A 17,382-nucleotide genomic window follows, 5' to 3' on the forward strand; every position below is an offset into this window, starting at 1 on the left:
CACTCCCCCTCAGCCGTTCTCACTCTGTAGATTAAACCGATCCATTGTTGAAATCAGAAACACTACTGCAATGATGACAAGTAGAATAGGTAAACCTGATGGCGTCACTGAACTCGCTATACCAGCAAGCAGTGGCCCAAACAAACTCCCAATACCCCACAACATAGCCGCCGCCGCATTAGCCACTATCAGATCATTCCCTGAAAAATACTGACCAATTTGGACCAATGCAATGGTATAGATAGCCCCCGCAGTTGCCCCTAAAGCAATCAACAGAGGCCAGATAAGATACTGATGTGCCATCGCGAATGGCAATAACGCACTTGCTCCGAGCGTTGCTACACCGCAAATCTGGTATAAGCGCATACGATTCATATGATCGGCCAGCCAACCAAACGGGAGCTGCATCACTGCGTCACCAGCAAGAACGACACTTATCATCAGTGCAGCTACAGCTTCGGCATACCCACAACTCATTCCGTAGATGGGTAACATAGAAAGAATGGTCCCGTCGAAAAAGGAAAAAAATAGCACGCCACCACAGATCGCCGGCGCAATCTTCACAAATTGAACAATAGAGAAATTGGATTTCTTACTGTGTTGCGGCAATTTATCGACTTTCTTCTGATCTACCATGACAAAAAGCACCAGTGAAAAGATATGGATCAGAGTACAAATCAGTATCGGCGTTTTATCTGCGATACCATAAAAAGCAATGATAGAAGGGCCAAGCAACTGACTGATAGTAAAAACCGTTGTATAAACAGCCAGTACCCTGCCTCGTTTATTCTCTTCAGAGAGTTCATTAATCCAGGTTTCACCTAGACAGATCATTAACCCGTTAGCAACACCAGTAACTAGACGCAGAGGAAAAAGCAACTCCATCGGCAACGAACCCAAAAGTGGGAGCAAACTGCCAGCAGAAACCCCTGTTGCAATCATCATGACGTGTTTCTTACCTACCAGAGCTACAATTTTCTGGACTACCGGAGCACTCAAAAGAACCCCCAATGCCGGAGCCGCAGAAATCAAACCAATATACAACTCATCAATACCTTGGCTATTCAAGCGTAACGCTATCATGGGGATAGTCAAACCAATGACAATGCCAATAACAGCGACACTCGTGGTAATAGTAAAAATGGCAAAAAAATTATTATTTCGATAATCACGACTATTCATTTTATTTGTGCCTATCCAGCAAAAATAAAGAGAATAAATACGAAACAAACTGAAAACAACAAATTAATGACATTATATGAAATATATTAATTATGATTAGTTACTATTTTAAAGAGTAAATATATAACGACATATCAGCATTAACCCCGAAGCCAGCACAATAATATTGATAAACTTCAAAAATATTTCTCTGGAGATTTTCAGTGTCACCTGGCGGCCAAAATAGATTCCCAACAACATGGCTGGAATAAATACCAGTATTAATAACAAAAATGACGTATCCAGATAAATACCCATGACAACAAAAATAATCACTCTTGTCAGGGTACTGAAACCAATTAAAGTCGTCTGAGTAATCCTGAAAATTTCCTTATCTGATATCCGCCCGGTTAGATAAATTGCATAAAGAAAACCCCCACTACCAAATAGTGCACTGAAAATACCGCCACTCAGACCAAATGGAATAGCGGCTTTAGCCGGGAATTGACGGTAAGTTTTACTGAAAAATAGCGAATAAATTGAATAGAAAACAACAAATAACCCTAACACCAGAACTAAAACATCAGGTCGAGCCATCAATAAAATGGCAGCGCCAATCAAGCTACCGGCAATCATTAACGGAACAATTAACTTGATCTCACTAAACTCTGATTTCTTGCCATCTCTGGTAATATTAATCACTGCGGCGGTTAAATCTATCAACGCGAGCATAGGAACAATTTTTGCTACGGGAATATAAAACGCCAGAATTGGGCTAGCAATTAGTGCAGAACCAAACCCGGCCATACCAAAAACCAGATAAGCAAAGAAAACGACAAAAATACAAATAAACAGATCAGGCCATGCAAGTACATGTAACATTTCTATTTCCCTGAAAATAGTTGTCAAACTAAAGTGATCGTTTTCCCAATACTAATAGTTTTTACTATCACTTGTCAGGTCTGTCTGCAAAAAATGGGGCTCACCAATTAAAGATGTACTTAATGTACACATGATGCTGGCATAGCCCTGATAAAAAAATAAGTAACTGAAATTATAAGTAATTGTAAATATTTACTAAGCAATAAATGATCTACCGTATGTTGGGAGCATATGACGGTATTGGTAAGACGAAAACGATACCACCAATAAATCGGAGGACACTCTTTTGAGAAGAATAGAATGTCTCTGGATTAAACTAATATTTTCATTAATACATTTCGCTTCATTTTCATGAGATGAACGTGAATCTTCCATAACATTACATTTATCCTCCTGTAAAAAATTAATAATTTCTTTATTATTAATGTTTTTTTCTTTTATGTATTTTTCTAACTAACCTGTAAAGAGAAGATGAACTCTGTTTATAGCTAATCGGCTGATTCTTTTTTAATTCAATAGGTTAAGACAGAATATACTGGTAAGACGTGCATACTGTGACACATTGGTCGGAAAACATGCGGAATACATTTGGACAGATCCAGCAAACAGAGCCAGAAAATAATCACTTAAAAGAATTATTTCATCACCTTTTCCGGTACAATATACCTGTAATAGCATCAACTGGTATTGGCGGATATCACAATGAAACAAAAGTAAACGCCCCAGGAGTAGTAATTGGAAGAAGTGGAAGCATTGGTGGAGGACAGTATATAACCGTTGATTTTTGGCCATTAAATACTACTTTGTGGGTCAAAGATTTCAAAGGTCATCATCCACGGTATGTCTACTATTTACTAAAAAGTATCGATTTCAGTCAGTTCAATGTCGGTTCTGGAGTACCAACATTAAATCGAAACCATTTAAGTGGTGTGTTGGTTGCCAATACTAGTTATAAATATGAAAAAAATAGCCGATATCATTGGCAATTTAGACGATAGAATAGAATTTAATAAAAAAATCAATCAAACCCTGGAACAAATGGCACAAACCTTGTTTAAATCCTGGTTTGTTGATTTCGATCCGGTGATTGATAATGCGCTGGAAGCGGGAAACCCGATCCCGGCCTCCTTGCAGGAACGAGCAGAATTGCGCCAAAAATTACGTAAAAGCGCAGATTTTAAGCCGTTGCCAACTGAAATTCGTATATTGTTTCCAACAGAATTTGAAGAAACAGAATTGGGTTGGGGGCCGAAAGGGTGGAAGCCATCAAATGTTGGAAATGAGTTTAAGATAACTATGGGCCAATCTCCTCCTGGGACAACATATAATGAAGATGGTATTGGCATGCCTTTTTTTCAGGGAAAAACAGATTTTGGATTTAGATTCCCTGCAAACAGAGTGTTTTGTACCGATCCTAAAAAGTTGGCTAATAAACATGACACATTAATAAGTGTTAGAGCACCAGTTGGTACGACAAATCTGGCATCAGAAAATTGCGCAATAGGTCGTGGGCTAGCCAACGATGACATATATCAGGGCGTACTGGCACAAGCGGAAAACTTTAAGATGAACAGGATGAGCCAAGTTTAATCTGGCATGTTGTAGATCTTTTTGCGGATATATTTACCTGGCATTTCGTGAATAATGGCGTGTTTTTCAGTATGACTAAAGGAACGGAGCTCCCGTATTTTGATAAATCTATCGTCGAGCGTGAAACTTTGCTTGCTGAACAAAATACAAATCCAAGCATCTTATTGCTTCCGGCTCACGAAATGTCTTTTCATACAACCGAACGAAAAAATATCCTTTAAAAACAAATATATGAACATATTTTAGCATGTTAAAAGCATAAAAAGAGGAATGGTTTAAATCAAATCATAGCAAAGAAATGCTATTCAACGGGTTAAAACAGGGTAAAGCAAGTTTAAACTGGCGCATTTACAGGCTTCCAATTTGTATTCTGTTAAATCATTTATCTGGGGATTTTGTTATGACGATTTTTTATCATCGATTATTTAACTGGTTTATAAAAAAATCTATTCTCCGATTGAAAACGTTATTAAAACGCTTCATCTTTAAAAATAGATTAACGGATTAACGGATTCATATTTTAATTTATCTTTTTACCTGGAAACATACTCAAACTGATTTTTATTTCTCATTTTCCGCTGATAGTTTTATAATGGATAGATTTTAAACTATTATTAAAAGCCATTTTTTCAACCATTGATTTTAATCAGTATAAAGTTTTAACAGTTTTTTACCACTTTTGACATATGCTTTTTATATTAAGATTAATCATCATGGAATATCGTACTTTACGTTTACCAATGTAAATTACACCCTTTTTTATCTTTACTGACACTATTTTATCGGTAATTTAAAGCTATTTTTATAGATCCATAATCCTTTATTTTTCCACACAAATTAGCCAATAAATAGCTTGATGACATAAAGATCCCCATTTGTATATTTTCGGATAATCACCTCTTTTTCAAAGTTTAAATCCTGCTAAATTCACCGTTTTATCTTTTTTTATCACATCATCTCTTTCAGCTTTTTTCATAAAATAACAGCGAGAAAATACTTTAATATTATCCGGTTCGGATAATATTATTTTACGTGCTAGTTTCTTTTTAACTCTTTGTTAATGAATTTAGATTAAATGCCATCAACCATTACCATAAGTGAAAATTTATTTATAAAAATCAAACCATTAAATAAAAAATCACTATATTTACGTTTTTAAATATCCATAGCAGGTTAGTTAAATATAAAATAACCGAAGAATAACATTGCCGATAAATGCATTAAACATGGTAGTAAATAGGCCGTTTTTAGTCACTATATGCCTTTTAAAAACTGGCATTAATGGAGGACCTGTTTTTATAACTCTTAGCTGATTAATCACCGATAAAAATGAACATGCAGGTAAAAATAAATGGTGAACCACGTTAATAAAGATGATAAACCTATAAATTAATTTTCATTCCAACGGTTTTTTTCTTGTTTTTAATTAAAAATTCGTTTAATAAATGATTTTTATTGAGTAGCTTATGTAAATATAATAGTTTTTCCATCTCCTAACCTTCATTTAAACCTTCCTATTTTCATTAAGTTAACACTTAAGTTTTCTTGTTTTTCCTTTTTCTGTATTTAATTTTTTTTGGTTTAAAACCAAAAAGGGCAGCAGGTATGCTAATGGTATTAAAATCAACATCAATGCGGTTAATGCGGTTAATGCGGTTAATGCGGTTAATGCGGTTAATGCGGTTAATGCGGTTAATGCGGTTAATGTGGTTAAATGTTTTGATATAACATCGTATTCTTATAGTTGAGTTAACACTGTTATTTTATCACTTTGGTTAATCAATTTAAAACCTGTTTTATCCGATGTTTTCTCTTTCAATGTTAATATAGCATCAGATTTTTCACCCGCTTTAAAAAATCCTTAATCACTTCTTGGAAGGTCGTAAATTCGGAGTATTTTTGACTTTATCCAGTCAGCGGCCAGCAGATATTTCACCAACAATTGTATCACAGATACATAATTTCTTTATTCATCGACTGGTCAACGATCGTGACCTCCTGCTGATTGATAATGCAATAAGCACACTTGACAATATGTCAAAGAGCATGATCCCTAACTTAGCTAAAGGTTGCTGTGTCGCAACTGGTACATCGTTTAACCTGCCAATAGTGTTGCAAGTTGACGTATTAGAAAGATCAAAGCAACCGGATAGTGAATATGTAGACTTGGAAAAGATATGGAAGTAATAAACTTTCTTCGGTATTACTAGTGCCGTAGGAAAAATTGAGAGTCTAATCATATTTTACACATCTATTTCTCTCAACTATAACCATGTGGTAGCTGAGTGACCACCATAAAACTTACTATTTATTTAACTGGAAGGATATGCAAGATGGGCAGCAACGACATAGGTAATGAAGTAATAAAAATAGTCTGCGACTCATCCCTGCTGATAGAAGTTATGATGAGAAACTAAATTCAGAGTTGAGAGAAAAAGCAAAAATTTGTCATCCGTTCTTAAAAGAAGAGTTGAAAGAATTTAATATCATACCGTCTAAAATATCTTAATGTAATTATTTGCGAGGATTTTAAATCCTCGCTATTGACAAAAAACATAATTTAAATCAGTTCGTCAAGCGAGAGCGTTTCTAGTGGGAAAGTTTGGGGAAGCAGTGTTCTTAACATAGCGACAAGCTCCGTTTGGTGAACGGAACTTAATTAACCTGAACTCTGGATAAAAAATGGAACTCAGTGCCTGTTCCAAGATCAAAATTTTCGACCAAGAAAAAAGTGATCTTATCAGGAACAGGCATGGATAAATTAGTTGAACTCTTCTGCGATGTCGATGATTTTTGTCGTGTATTCATTCCACTCTGATAAGGTCTTTGCCGGGAGGAAAAAATGCAATGGGATGGTTTTATGGTTTCAAATTACACCTAGTTGTCAATCACCAGGGTGAAATTCTGGCACTTAAAGTCACGGCCGGTAATGTAGATGCTCGGGAACCTGTTCGCGAATTAACAGTAGAATTAATGGGTTTGCTTTACGGCGATAAAGGTTATCTCAGTCAGGAACTGGCAGACGATTTAGGCAAAACCGGTGTTACATTCGTCACCCAAAAGCGCCGAAATATGAAAGTACAGCTGCTGGCTGAGTGGGATAAGATAATGTTATCAAGGCGTTTCATCATCAAAACGATTAATGGGCAATTAAAAACCCTTTCTCAAATAGAGCATTCTCGCCACCGAAGTATAAAAGGATTTATGTTGACCGTTTTAGGCGGTTTGATTGCTTATTGTATTAAATGGAAGAAGCCATCACTGAAAGTTTTCTATTCGGAAGATGATTTTTCAGTGACGGCTTAAACAGAATTCGGGTTAATTAAAACAAAGTGCCGGATAAAAAAACCAGCATTTTGTCAATAATCTGTAACGGGTATACCCGTTTTCATACATATTCTTTGTTGTATCGCCAAGCATGTTTCAAAGCAGTACTGAACTCTTCTCCTTCGATATTCTCTAATTCCGTATAGAGCATTTTGGTCCAATCATCCTCGCCGAGTTCATTATATGCTGCGTAAAGCTCCTCAACTTCTAATATGACATTTTTCAATGCTGTCTTTCTGCTACCGACCAATCTTGAGTCACCGTTCAAATTAAAAACACGAATGGTTTCTTTAGCCTTTTTCAGTGCTGAACCGGTGAGTCCATCAACGGGAACGACCATGCCTGAGGTCAGGAATAGCAAAAAGTCGTCAGGGTTATCTTCATCAGGTTTGATAAGATCATTCGCATCATACGGCCCCGCACCATTATCTTTATATATTCCACACCGTGCCCAACCACCTGATTTTGAGCTGTCGCCACAGGAACCAAACAGGTTATGCCAATCAAAAGCCTGGGCTGGAAACTTACCCCGAAGTCTGAAATGCTCGATATGCTTACGAGTCAACCGACACTCACAATATGCACAGAATCCACCTTGCATTTCCTCCAATCGAGGCCAAATCTTCCCTTGATCTACATCCATCCAGGCATCTTGACCCGCAATGTAATGTTGCAAGATTTCCGGCCTTTCCGGACGAGTTAATTCTTTCATCTTTGTTTGTCCTTCTCCGATTTTATCTTATTGATTCTGCTCTTCATTCTATGAATACGGATGAGACTGTCAGCTTTCTTCAATTCCGGGCTGCTTGGACCAAAATGCCCTTTGATTTTTTCGAATAGATCATGAGATTGCTCACTGAGCTCCTCACCCTTGCCAACCAGTGATCTTTCGAAGTCACTCACCCAATGAGACTCTTTAATATTTGGCGGCGTAGAAAAGACTTTCATCACTTGTTCAAGAATTTCAGCATGTTCACTGCCTTTAGTTTGCATCAGCGGGGACTGTAAGAATTGCGCACCACTATCATCATTCTCTGCGAATTCACGAATGCATTGCTTTTCAGTAGTCGAGAGCACGATAGGACTATGCGTGGTAATGATAAATTGGATGTTCGGGAACACGCTACGCAAGTTTGTTATTACATCTTGCTGCCACTTTGGATGAAGATGGAGTTCAATTTCATCAATTAATACAATGCCCCGTCCTTCAAGCGGATTTTTCAAAAGAGGGTTGAGCATCACCATGCGCCGCGCAAGGTCAGCAACTACCCCTAAAAACACACGTTGCCCGTCTGAAAGTTGCTCAATTGTCACATCCTGGCTGTCATTAGTGACCTTTATAACGTCAACGCCGGTTGCCGTTTCAACCCAAATCCGACTGATACTGGGAACTACAGTGGTAATCGCTTCCTCGACAATTTTCCTTTGAGCTGATTCTGGCAGCATCTGATTCTCTATGGATGCATTATGCTTTGATATAGTCGCGACGAGTTTATTCTTCATATCCTCAAGCAGCGGTTTTACCGAAACCATCCCATTATCAACGGACTTCTGTAGATCACTCACTTGCTGTTCCAGCATTTCAATAGACGATGAAACCTCTGAAACCGTTCTTTTATGTAGATAGACAAACCATTCGATAAAATGGTCGAAACGGCCTGCGCCTGTGAGAGCATGATTATACGCATCAAACCGGTCTTCCCTTCTTTCCCCACTTTCTTTTTGAGATTTATTAAAAGGGTGCGACCTCTCTACAGAGTAAAATGCGAATGCAGGTAAATTTATCGTCTTATTCTCATTAATCACACGCCATACATCAGATAGCTCTTTAGCAGGCTTGATAATGCTATCCCTTCGCTCCGCAGTGCCAGGAGCCGATCTGGATAGCCTAAGTGATAAACTTTTAAGGCCCTTTCCAAAGTAAAAATTACTACTGACATCGGCATATTTATTCTCAGAATCATTCTTGATATCAGTCAGTTCACTCAACCTCTGGCCACTGCCATCTTCTTTGAGAATGTTTGCACTAAACCAACTTAACGTTTTGGCAATAGCAGAAAGAATGCTGGTTTTTCCCTTACCATTGTTTCCTATGATAATCGTGAGGTCTTCTTCGAAGTTCACTTCCAGATGTGAAAATCGACGAAAATCTCTTAATGACAAGCTGCGAAGATATAATGCATTATCAGGATGAAATCCATCTGATTCATCGGTGTAACCATTTTGAAGATACTTCCAACAAAGCTCAAACCATTCGTCTGTATTTTTATTATCCTCGGGGAGATCGTTGCTTACGTTGCGCTGATAAAGTTCGAATGCTGACAGTAAACTCCCACCTTTTGCTTTTCGTTCTAGTTGTTTGGTCATCTCTGTCTCCTAATACGTTCAATTAATTCATTAGAATACTTTTCGTTCATTCGGGTAATGAATTCAGGCTCAATATGGCTCGCAAATGCCAATAATCCGATCAGGTAAGCCTTATCCGCGTCATCTAGTAATCCATACTTATACTGATTAATCAGATGCTTAATAAATCTTTTCCTCTCACGCCCTAAAGAGAGTTTCCCTTCGTTGTTGAGCGTGATACCCGTCACATGACGGTTATGAGCCTTTGAAGAAAAAACTGTTTTACCGTGGTTCATCCTCAACGCATTTTTAAATAATTTATTTAACAACGCTTCAATAATTGCCGGAACCGTTCTCAATAAATCTTGTATGTTGCATGAAAATGTCAAATCATCAGCATAACGCGTGTACGTTATACCCAAATTTTTGCATTCCTCGTTCATCTGACGATCAAATTCATAAAGACAGAAGTTTGATATTGCTGGCGATGACGGTGCGCCTACACTCAACATCAACCTGCTCTTGCTACGCTTTACAGGTTGCCAGAAAAGAATGCGCTCAACATAGGGCTTATCTTGGGTTGAGAATCGAGGAGCCTGTTCTGAAGACATTTCAATGCACCGCCAAAAAATCGCTGGGGTGATTGAATTAAAAAAATCTTCAAGATCAGTTTTTAAAAGGTACTGGTTGTTCGCGTGCGCGGAAGCATTATCACGTATGCTCTTTCCTTTCCTGTATGCTATAGATGATTCATGCACAGGGAAGAGATAAAGTTGCATAAATGCACGCTGAAACTCTTTCAGCCCCCTGGCTGGTTGCGCGATTATCCTGAACCCAGTGGTACGCTTGGGAATTCTGTAAACTTTGTACTTTCTCGGGGCATCTTCTAGAAATAACCTTACATTCGATTCACTCTGGTGTAATAACGTAGCTAATCCACTAATAACCGACATAACTTTACCTGTAAAAAGCCCGGCGCGTAGGTTCTGCCGGGCTCGACTCTTTACTGGAGGAAGCGAAAGTGTCGCAACCTGAAGGAGGAACGAGTTCAGGTTGCGACACTTTCGCAACCCTTAATGCGTTCAATAAGTTAGAGTCTGGCTAATCACCCGACTAGACGTAAGACGTCCAACGCTAAAGAGTTTTTCAAGCTTATCTCACTCAGCCACACTTAACAACTTTGTCTTAATCATGCGATTCAACGTGTTAACTGTATGTTGTCGCTGCATTTACACCGACAATAACACCGCAAACGCTTATTGCTACTGTGCCAATCCCTAGCCACTTTTTCAAAAGTTAAGGTTTCAGCAATCGCTTCTTGTTTTTCTACTTCTCTTTTTTTACTGGGATTGATGCCATTACGGATCATTATCTTGATACTATCGCGTTGCTCTCTAGCTTTCCCCAGTGTTACTTGAGGATATGCACCTAAAGCAATCCGGCTTTCTTTACCCGCAAACCGATATTTCAGATACCAGCGTTTTGAGCCATTGGGTTTGATGAGAAGATACAAACCTTGTACATCGGTATAGTTTGTATTCTTTTTCACGGGGCTTTGCCGCACGAGCTTCCATGTCTGTTAAAGGCATAATTTGGGGGTCAACTCATTATCGAAAAGAACTGACCTCCAAATATCATGGATGTCAACGGATACGAATGGACGATTATAGACTCAAAAACTAAGTAATTTGTTGTTTTTTCAGATAGTTATGGGAAATTATGGACATCTCTAGAAGGTCAGATGGTGCCGAAGGCCGGACTCGAACCGGCACACCCGAAGGCGGTTGATTTTGAATCAACTGCGTCTACCGATTTCGCCACTTCGGCACTGAAGTAGTATGCGGAGAACGGGGGCCATTATACTTGTCAGCAATCTGTTAGCAACTGTTATCCTTCTAACTTTGGTTTAAGTGTTGAAAAAAAGATCAAACCCATTAATTCAACACAAATGTGCGTTCAATTACTGAACATGAAAGCTCTAAATAAATACACCCAGCAATATCTTTTCTACCTGACGTCGATAGACAACCTATAATCACCTTATATAATCTCAGCATGATAATTCGCTATGAGGTAAATGGTTATGACGATTATTAGCTGGATTGGTGCCGGGATCTTTTTGGGCATTGTCATTGGCGCGTTGATGATGCTGTTTAAAAAGAATAAATAACAGCTTTTGCTATCTTTATCCTGTTTGTGAATTCACTGGAAATATGCCTGATTGGTCAATTCAAAATGAATAAACAGTTTTTTAAGATCTTCTCTGTTTCTGCCATAGTGCTGGCTCTTACAGCCTGCTCTTCTTCAAACAAAATATATTCGGCAAAGTTTCTGCAACCGAAGACACAACCATTGAAATGGGAAGTGTTCGAAGGAAATGCAAGAACTAAAAAGCTAGCTTCACAGTTGGTTGATCAGTATGCACAGGATATTTTCAACAGCAGCAATGCACAAGGCATGGCGATGGTGGTGATTGATAATAATCAGACGGTTTACCGCAGTTTCGGTGAAACACGGCCGGGAAGTAGCATCCGTCCGAAGCCCGATTCACTCATCCGTATTGCCTCGCTAACCAAGCTGATGACCAGTGAGATTATGATCAAGCTCGAAGAGGATGAGGTTCTGCGCTCCACCGATCCATTGCAGGACTATAGCTATTATGGCGTTAAAGTGCCCCAATACAGCCCTCTTCAACCTATCCGGTTGTTCCACCTGGCAAGCCATACCAGTGGTTTACCTCGTGAGCAGCCGGGAGGTCAATGGGGGCGCCCTGTTTTTGTCTGGCCTACACAAGCCAATCGCTGGATCTGGTTAAAAACAGCTCAATTAGACTCCTCACCAGGCACAACAGCATCTTATTCCAATCTGGCTTACGATTTATTGGCAGATGCGCTCTCTAAGGCTACAGGTAAGCCATATACCCGTTTGTTACACGATAAAATCACCGGCCCTTACTACATGAAAGACACCACACTGACACCAAACCGTTCTCAGTGTGCTCGTTTGATGGAAAGTTATAAACCGAGTCCGTGTCTTAATACTGTTGCTGCGGCAGGCAGTGGTGGAATCTATTCAACGCCAAAAGATATGCAGCGCTGGATGCAGCAATTTTTATCCTCAGACAGTCAATTACGTAAACAAACGGCCAGTCGCGAGCAAGGTATTTATTTTAAACGTTCCAATCTGGCTTCAATTAAAGGGATGGATGTTGCCGGTCAGGCAGATGGCGTTGGCCTTGGTTGGGTTTACATGAACGCTCGTGGTGATGTGCCGGGTATTTATCAGAAAACCGGCGGTGGCGGAGGATTCAATACGTATATGGCAATGATCCCCGAACAAAATATCGGGGTGTTTGTTGTGATCACTCGTAAACAACACAGCCAGTTCAGTAGCGTAACAACGGGGGTTAATCAACTAGTAACTGCATTGTCGAAAAATCACCATCAAGCTTGAACCTTTTACGTCCTAAAATCGAGATATCCAGGATAGGGTTTCTTAGCCAAAAACCCTATCCCTATGTTGCCTCTAATATCTGGCTCCATACTGGTACCACTATTTCTAAAAGCTACTGTCTTCTCTTAAGGAGTAAATAAATACTTACAGTAAGGAACAATAGGCTTGGTAACAGTGCCGCCAAAACCGCTGGCACGCTATACACCAAGCTCAGTGGGCCAAAGATCTCATTAAGTACATAAAATAGGAAGCCAAAACTTATCCCTGTTACTATCCTCACTCCCATCGGCACACTGCGCAGTGGCCCGAAGATAAAAGAGAGTGCCATCAACATCATCACTGCAACTGAAAGCGGCGCAAATATTTTTTTCCACATATTCAGTTGATAACGGCCTGATTCCTGTTCACTCTGCTTAAGGTATTTGATGTACTGATATAAGCCACTGATGGAAAGCGCTTCTGGCTCAAGTGCTACCACATTCAACTGTTCTGGCGTCAGGAGAATTTTCCAGTCAGCAGAAATACGTTGTGATCCAGTGATTTTTTTGCTGTCTGTCAGATCAGATTCTTCCACCTGAGAAAGCTTCCACAGGTCGTTATCCTTATCATAAACCGCACTGGCTGCATACTTTACAGAGAGTAGTTTTTTTTCATCACTAAAATGATAGATATTGACGCCTTTAATCTCTGTATCACTCACAATCCGCTGGATGTAGATAAAATCGTCCCCATCTATCGTCCACATACCTTTATTTGTTGAAACCAGAGAACCACCAAGCATCTTCTGAGCCCGGTAATTACGCGCCATCTGTTCACCTTGTGGCGCGACCCACTCTCCGATAACCATAGTCAGGATTACCAACGGAATAGCCGTTTTCATCACTGAGCCAGCAATCTGCATACGGGTAAATCCAGAAGCCTGCATAACCACCAACTCACTACGGGTCGCCAGCGTACCAAGCCCCAGCAAGGCGCCAAGTAAAGCTGCCATCGGGAAGAATGTCTGAATATCTTTCGGCACACTTAGCAAAACATAAAGACCAGCGGAAATAGTAGTATATTCCCCCTGTCCCACTTTTCTTAACTGCTCAACAAACTTAATAATGCCAGAGAGTGATACCAGCATAAACAGCGTCATCAGAATAGTCTGTAGAATAGTCCGCCCGATATAACGATCCAATACACCAAACATCAGGCTACTCCTCCGCCGTTGAAACGAGCCCGGAGCCTACGCACCGGCAACGTATCCCAAATATTGAGAACCAGCGCCAACATCAGATAAGTCCCATTAGTCAGCCACATCCAAATCATCGGGTCCAATTTGCCTTTACTACCGTTAGAACGCAGAGAGCTTTGCAATAAGAAGAAAATCAGATAAAGCAACATTGCAGGCAACATGCTTAGCACTCGTCCTTGACGTGGATTCACCACGCTTAACGGTACAACCATCATAGCCATAATCAGCACCGAGAGCACCAGTGTCAGACGCCAATGGAACTCAGCGCGGGAATCCTTATCATTATCCTGCCATAACTGGATAATAGACTTCTGTTCAACTTTACTATTATCTACGATTGAAGTCTGATGCCCGACAATCGCTTGATAATCACGGAACTCAGTGATCCTAAAATCACGCAGCATTGCAGTGCCTTCATAACGAGTACCATGATTAAGGACGACCACCTGTTTGCCATCAGGTCGCTCCACCATATAACCGCCATCAGAGATCACAACGGAAGGACGCTGGTTATCAACGGGGCGAAGTTGGGCAAGGAATACGTTTTCAAATTTATTGCCGTGCACGTTGCCAATATAGAGCACCAGATTACCATCCTCGGAAGGTTTGAACCTCCCTTCCATGATCACTGCCAAGCTTGGGTTAGCTTTAGCATCAGCTACCATCTGTTCTTGATATTTCGAGGACCACGGCATGGCCCAAATGACATTCACTGCCGCTAGCGCGGAAGTTAACAACGCCAGAATAAGCGCCGAAACCACCAGCACACGCTTGCCCAAACCACACGCATGCATAACAGTAATTTCACTTTCAGTATAGAGTTTACTGAAAGTCATCAATACCCCAAGAAACAGACTCAGGGGCAAAATCAACTGCGCCATTTCAGGCACACCTAATCCTAACAAGGATAAAACTAAATTTGCCGGGACGTTTCCTTCCACTGCGGCACCCAAAATTTCGACTAATCTCTGACAGAAAAAGATCAGTAAAAGGATAAAGAGTATCGCAACTTGGCTTTTCAGGGTTTCCCGTACCAGATATCTAATGATGATCACGCTTATTACGCCTGTGAAAACTTGTCTTTTTGCAGGAAAATCGCTAACTTCATTGTATATATACCATTTATTATGTGCATCAGTTTGGCTTCCTCACTGCTAAAATGATATCGAAGCATTCCATATTTAGGTTCCCAGTCAGAACATACTTATATAGTTAGCTAAATAATAACAACCAGTGCGTTTAGCTTAACATAAATAGTTAATTTTCTATGGGGTAGATTAATGCGGAACGCTATATTTTAGCGATAGCATCCGTCTTTGTCTTTAAGATTCAGGAGAACGCATGGAGTTTAGTGTAAAAAGCGGTAGCCCGGAAAAACAACGTAGTGCATGTATCATTGTCGGCGTTTTCGAACCTCGCCGTCTTTCCTCTATCGCTGAACAACTTGATAAAATAAGTGACGGTTACATCAGTGCATTGCTACGCCGCGGTGAACTAGAAGGCAAAGTTGGTCAATCACTGTTGCTGCATCATGTTCCCAATGTGTTATCTGAACGTATTCTGCTTATCGGCTGTGGTAAAGAGCGCGAATTGGATGAACGCCAGTATAAACAGATTATTCAGAAAACGATCAATACCCTCAATGAAACGGGTTCAATGGAAGCTGTTTGCTTCTTAACAGAATTGCATGTTAAAGGCCGCAATAATTACTGGAAAGTGCGCCAAGCGGTAGAAACAGCAAAAGAATCGCTCTATGTTTTCAACCAGCTAAAAAGTAATAAAAATGAGTTGCGCCGCCCACTGCGTAAAATGGTTTTCAATGTTCCGACCCGTCGGGAGCTAACCAGCGGTGAACGTGCAATCCAGCACGGCCTTGCTATTGCTGCCGGTATCAAAGCGGCCAAAGATCTTGGTAATATGCCACCCAATATCTGTAATGCAGCTTATCTAGCTTCTCAGGCACGCCAGCTCGCAGATGCTGCTAATAGCCATATTACAACAAAAGTGATTGGTGAAGAGCAGATGAAAGAGCTAGGCATGAATGCGTATCTGGCGGTTGGTCAGGGTTCTCAGAATGAATCTCTGATGTCAGTCATGGAATATAAAGGCAGTCCTGATAAAAATGCCAAACCCATCATCCTGGTTGGCAAGGGGCTGACTTTTGACTCTGGTGGTATTTCAATCAAACCTGCGGGTAGCATGGATGAGATGAAATACGATATGTGTGGGGCTGCAACAGTTTATGGCGTGATGCGTGTGGTTTCTGAGTTACAACTACCGCTCAATGTCATCGGTGTCATGGCAGGCTGTGAGAATATGCCAGGAGGTCGCGCTTACCGACCTGGAGATATTTTAACCACCCTATCTGGTCAGACTGTCGAAGTGCTCAATACGGATGCAGAAGGCCGTCTGGTTCTGTGCGATACATTAACCTACGTTGAACGTTTTGATCCGGAACTGGTCATTGATATCGCCACGCTGACTGGTGCTTGCATCACTGCCCTTGGTAATCATTACAGTGGATTGCTATCCAACCATAATCCACTGGCTCATGAGCTACTAAATGCTTCTGAACAATCAGGGGATCGCGCATGGCGTCTGCCAATGACCGATGAGTTTTTTGAGCAAATCGATTCTAATTTCGCTGATCTGGCAAATACCGGTAGCAGTGGAGGTGGCGCGATTACCGCAGCCTGCTTCCTATCTCGCTTCGCCACAAAATATCACTGGGCACATCTGGATATCGCCGGTACCGCATGGCGTTCAGGTAAAGCAAAAGGCGCCACAGGCCGCCCGGTTGCATTACTGTCGCAATTCCTGTTAAATCGTGCAGGCAATGCCGGTATCAATAACGACGATTGATTTGATCTCCCCCGCTTATTAAAGGGCATTTACAATGCCCTTTTTTCGTAACAGAGACATTATGAAAAGTGCCACGTTTTATTTACTGGAACAGCCATCACCTCAGGCAGATTTGCAGGCTCACGAATGGCTAGCGTGTCAATTTGCCGCTGACCAATGGCGAGCAGGAAAACGAGTGCTAATTGCCTGTGAAAATCAGCCCCAGGCAGAAAAATTAGATGAAGCCTTATGGCAACGGGAGCCTCATCAGTTCGTACCACATAATCTTGCTGGTGAAGGGCCAAGATATGGCGCGCCAGTTGAGTTATGTTGGCCACAAAAACGGGGAAATGCCCCCCGTGATATCCTAATAAATCTGTTGCCGCAATTTGCAGACTTTGCCACCGCTTTCCATGAAGTGATAGACTTCGTTCCTATAGATGAAAATTTGAAACAGTTGGCGCGTGAACGATATAAATCATATCGCAGCGTCGGCTTTAATTTGACCATGGCAACGCCGCCAACATACTAAGTATCAAGATAAA

General features: G+C 40.6%; 12 protein-coding genes, 1 tRNA gene and 2 pseudogenes. 6 read left to right on the top strand and 9 right to left on the bottom strand.

Annotation, left to right across the window (positions count from 1 at the left end; all coding sequences use genetic code 11):
- Nucleotides 1-9: 9 nt before the first annotated feature.
- Both D3222_RS01555 and D3222_RS01560 read right to left on the bottom strand, forming a co-directional pair.
- Nucleotides 10-1,182, bottom strand: coding sequence for an MFS transporter (locus D3222_RS01555; protein ID WP_118984547.1), 1,173 nt, complete (start codon nt 1,180-1,182; stop codon nt 10-12).
- Nucleotides 1,183-1,290: 108 nt separating this feature from the next.
- Nucleotides 1,291-2,043: a sulfite exporter TauE/SafE family protein gene (locus D3222_RS01560; protein WP_118984548.1), complete on the bottom strand. Its 753-nt coding sequence runs from the start codon at nt 2,041-2,043 to the stop codon at nt 1,291-1,293.
- A 659-nt stretch (nt 2,044-2,702) separates the two neighbouring features.
- On the opposite strand from D3222_RS01560, the pseudogene D3222_RS01565 reads away from it, so the two are divergent.
- The 3 genes and pseudogenes from D3222_RS01565 to D3222_RS01585 form a co-directional block, all read left to right on the top strand.
- Nucleotides 2,703-3,307: pseudogene (locus D3222_RS01565) on the top strand (restriction endonuclease subunit S); the annotation flags it as partial.
- A 2,225-nt stretch (nt 3,308-5,532) separates the two neighbouring features.
- Complete coding sequence (locus D3222_RS01580) at nt 5,533-5,820, top strand: hypothetical protein (RefSeq protein WP_232832370.1); 288 nt, start codon at nt 5,533-5,535, stop codon at nt 5,818-5,820.
- Nucleotides 5,821-6,468: 648 nt separating this feature from the next.
- Nucleotides 6,469-6,939 (top strand): annotated as a pseudogene (locus D3222_RS01585) (IS982 family transposase); the annotation flags it as partial.
- Nucleotides 6,940-7,021: 82 nt separating this feature from the next.
- On the opposite strand, the gene ptuB reads toward D3222_RS01585, so the two are convergent.
- The 5 genes from ptuB to D3222_RS01610 all read right to left on the bottom strand — a co-directional run bounded on the left by ptuB (nt 7,022) and on the right by D3222_RS01610 (nt 11,133).
- Nucleotides 7,022-7,672, bottom strand: coding sequence for a retron Ec78 anti-phage system effector HNH endonuclease PtuB (gene ptuB / locus D3222_RS01590; protein ID WP_118984550.1), 651 nt, complete (start codon nt 7,670-7,672; stop codon nt 7,022-7,024).
- Nucleotides 7,669-9,327, bottom strand: coding sequence for a retron Ec78 anti-phage system effector ATPase PtuA (ptuA, locus tag D3222_RS01595; protein ID WP_118984551.1), 1,659 nt, complete (start codon nt 9,325-9,327; stop codon nt 7,669-7,671). Before ptuA ends, ptuB begins: the two co-directional genes overlap by 4 nt.
- Entirely contained in the window at nt 9,324-10,259 is a 936-nt protein-coding gene (locus D3222_RS01600; protein ID WP_118984552.1) for a retron St85 family RNA-directed DNA polymerase, read from the bottom strand. Before D3222_RS01600 ends, ptuA begins: the two co-directional genes overlap by 4 nt.
- Before the next feature lie 245 nt (nt 10,260-10,504).
- Complete coding sequence (locus D3222_RS25785; protein WP_157975268.1) at nt 10,505-10,855, bottom strand: integrase arm-type DNA-binding domain-containing protein; 351 nt, start codon at nt 10,853-10,855, stop codon at nt 10,505-10,507.
- A gap of 193 nt (nt 10,856-11,048) precedes the next feature.
- Nucleotides 11,049-11,133 (bottom strand) — tRNA-Leu (locus tag D3222_RS01610).
- 408 nt (nt 11,134-11,541) lie between these two features.
- On the opposite strand from D3222_RS01610, the gene ampH reads away from it, so the two are divergent.
- Nucleotides 11,542-12,759, top strand: a complete 1,218-nt coding sequence (gene ampH, locus D3222_RS01615; RefSeq protein WP_118984554.1) for a D-alanyl-D-alanine-carboxypeptidase/endopeptidase AmpH — start codon at nt 11,542-11,544, stop codon at nt 12,757-12,759.
- 112 nt (nt 12,760-12,871) lie between these two features.
- Here ampH and lptG read toward each other — a convergent pair whose 3' ends face one another.
- Both lptG and lptF read right to left on the bottom strand, forming a co-directional pair.
- Nucleotides 12,872-13,951, bottom strand: coding sequence for an LPS export ABC transporter permease LptG (gene lptG / locus D3222_RS01620; protein ID WP_118984555.1), 1,080 nt, complete (start codon nt 13,949-13,951; stop codon nt 12,872-12,874).
- Nucleotides 13,951-15,051 (bottom strand): LPS export ABC transporter permease LptF, encoded by a 1,101-nt coding sequence (gene lptF, locus D3222_RS01625; RefSeq protein ID WP_118984556.1) that lies wholly within the window; start codon nt 15,049-15,051, stop codon nt 13,951-13,953. The genes lptG and lptF overlap by 1 nt, the downstream gene beginning before the upstream one ends.
- A gap of 286 nt (nt 15,052-15,337) precedes the next feature.
- On the opposite strand from lptF, the gene pepA reads away from it, so the two are divergent.
- Together pepA and D3222_RS01635 are read left to right on the top strand one after the other, a co-directional pair.
- Nucleotides 15,338-16,858 carry a leucyl aminopeptidase gene (gene pepA / locus D3222_RS01630; RefSeq protein ID WP_118984557.1) on the top strand — a complete coding sequence of 507 codons (1,521 nt, stop codon included), beginning with the start codon at nt 15,338-15,340 and terminating at the stop codon, nt 16,856-16,858.
- Nucleotides 16,859-16,919: 61 nt separating this feature from the next.
- Entirely contained in the window at nt 16,920-17,369 is a 450-nt protein-coding gene (locus tag D3222_RS01635; protein WP_118984716.1) for a DNA polymerase III subunit chi, read from the top strand.
- The last annotated feature ends 13 nt before the right edge of the window (nt 17,370-17,382 follow it).

This window comes from Photorhabdus sp. CRCIA-P01, from assembly GCF_003545805.1.
Lineage (GTDB): Bacteria > Pseudomonadota > Gammaproteobacteria > Enterobacterales > Enterobacteriaceae > Photorhabdus > Photorhabdus antumapuensis.

What these genes read in the sequence shown, in the direction of transcription:
- D3222_RS01555 (WP_118984547.1), bottom strand. Translation starts at nt 1,182, where the DNA reads ATGAATAGTCGTGATTATCGAAATAATAATTTTTTTGCCATTTTTACT.
- ptuB (WP_118984550.1), bottom strand. Translation starts at nt 7,672, where the DNA reads ATGAAAGAATTAACTCGTCCGGAAAGGCCGGAAATCTTGCAACATTAC.
- ampH (WP_118984554.1), top strand. Translation starts at nt 11,542, where the DNA reads ATGAATAAACAGTTTTTTAAGATCTTCTCTGTTTCTGCCATAGTGCTG.
- D3222_RS01560 (WP_118984548.1), bottom strand. Translation starts at nt 2,043, where the DNA reads ATGTTACATGTACTTGCATGGCCTGATCTGTTTATTTGTATTTTTGTC.
- lptG (WP_118984555.1), bottom strand. Translation starts at nt 13,951, where the DNA reads ATGTTTGGTGTATTGGATCGTTATATCGGGCGGACTATTCTACAGACT.
- pepA (WP_118984557.1), top strand. Translation starts at nt 15,338, where the DNA reads ATGGAGTTTAGTGTAAAAAGCGGTAGCCCGGAAAAACAACGTAGTGCA.
- D3222_RS01635 (WP_118984716.1), top strand. Translation starts at nt 16,920, where the DNA reads ATGAAAAGTGCCACGTTTTATTTACTGGAACAGCCATCACCTCAGGCA.
- ptuA (WP_118984551.1), bottom strand. Translation starts at nt 9,327, where the DNA reads ATGACCAAACAACTAGAACGAAAAGCAAAAGGTGGGAGTTTACTGTCA.
- D3222_RS01600 (WP_118984552.1), bottom strand. Translation starts at nt 10,259, where the DNA reads ATGTCGGTTATTAGTGGATTAGCTACGTTATTACACCAGAGTGAATCG.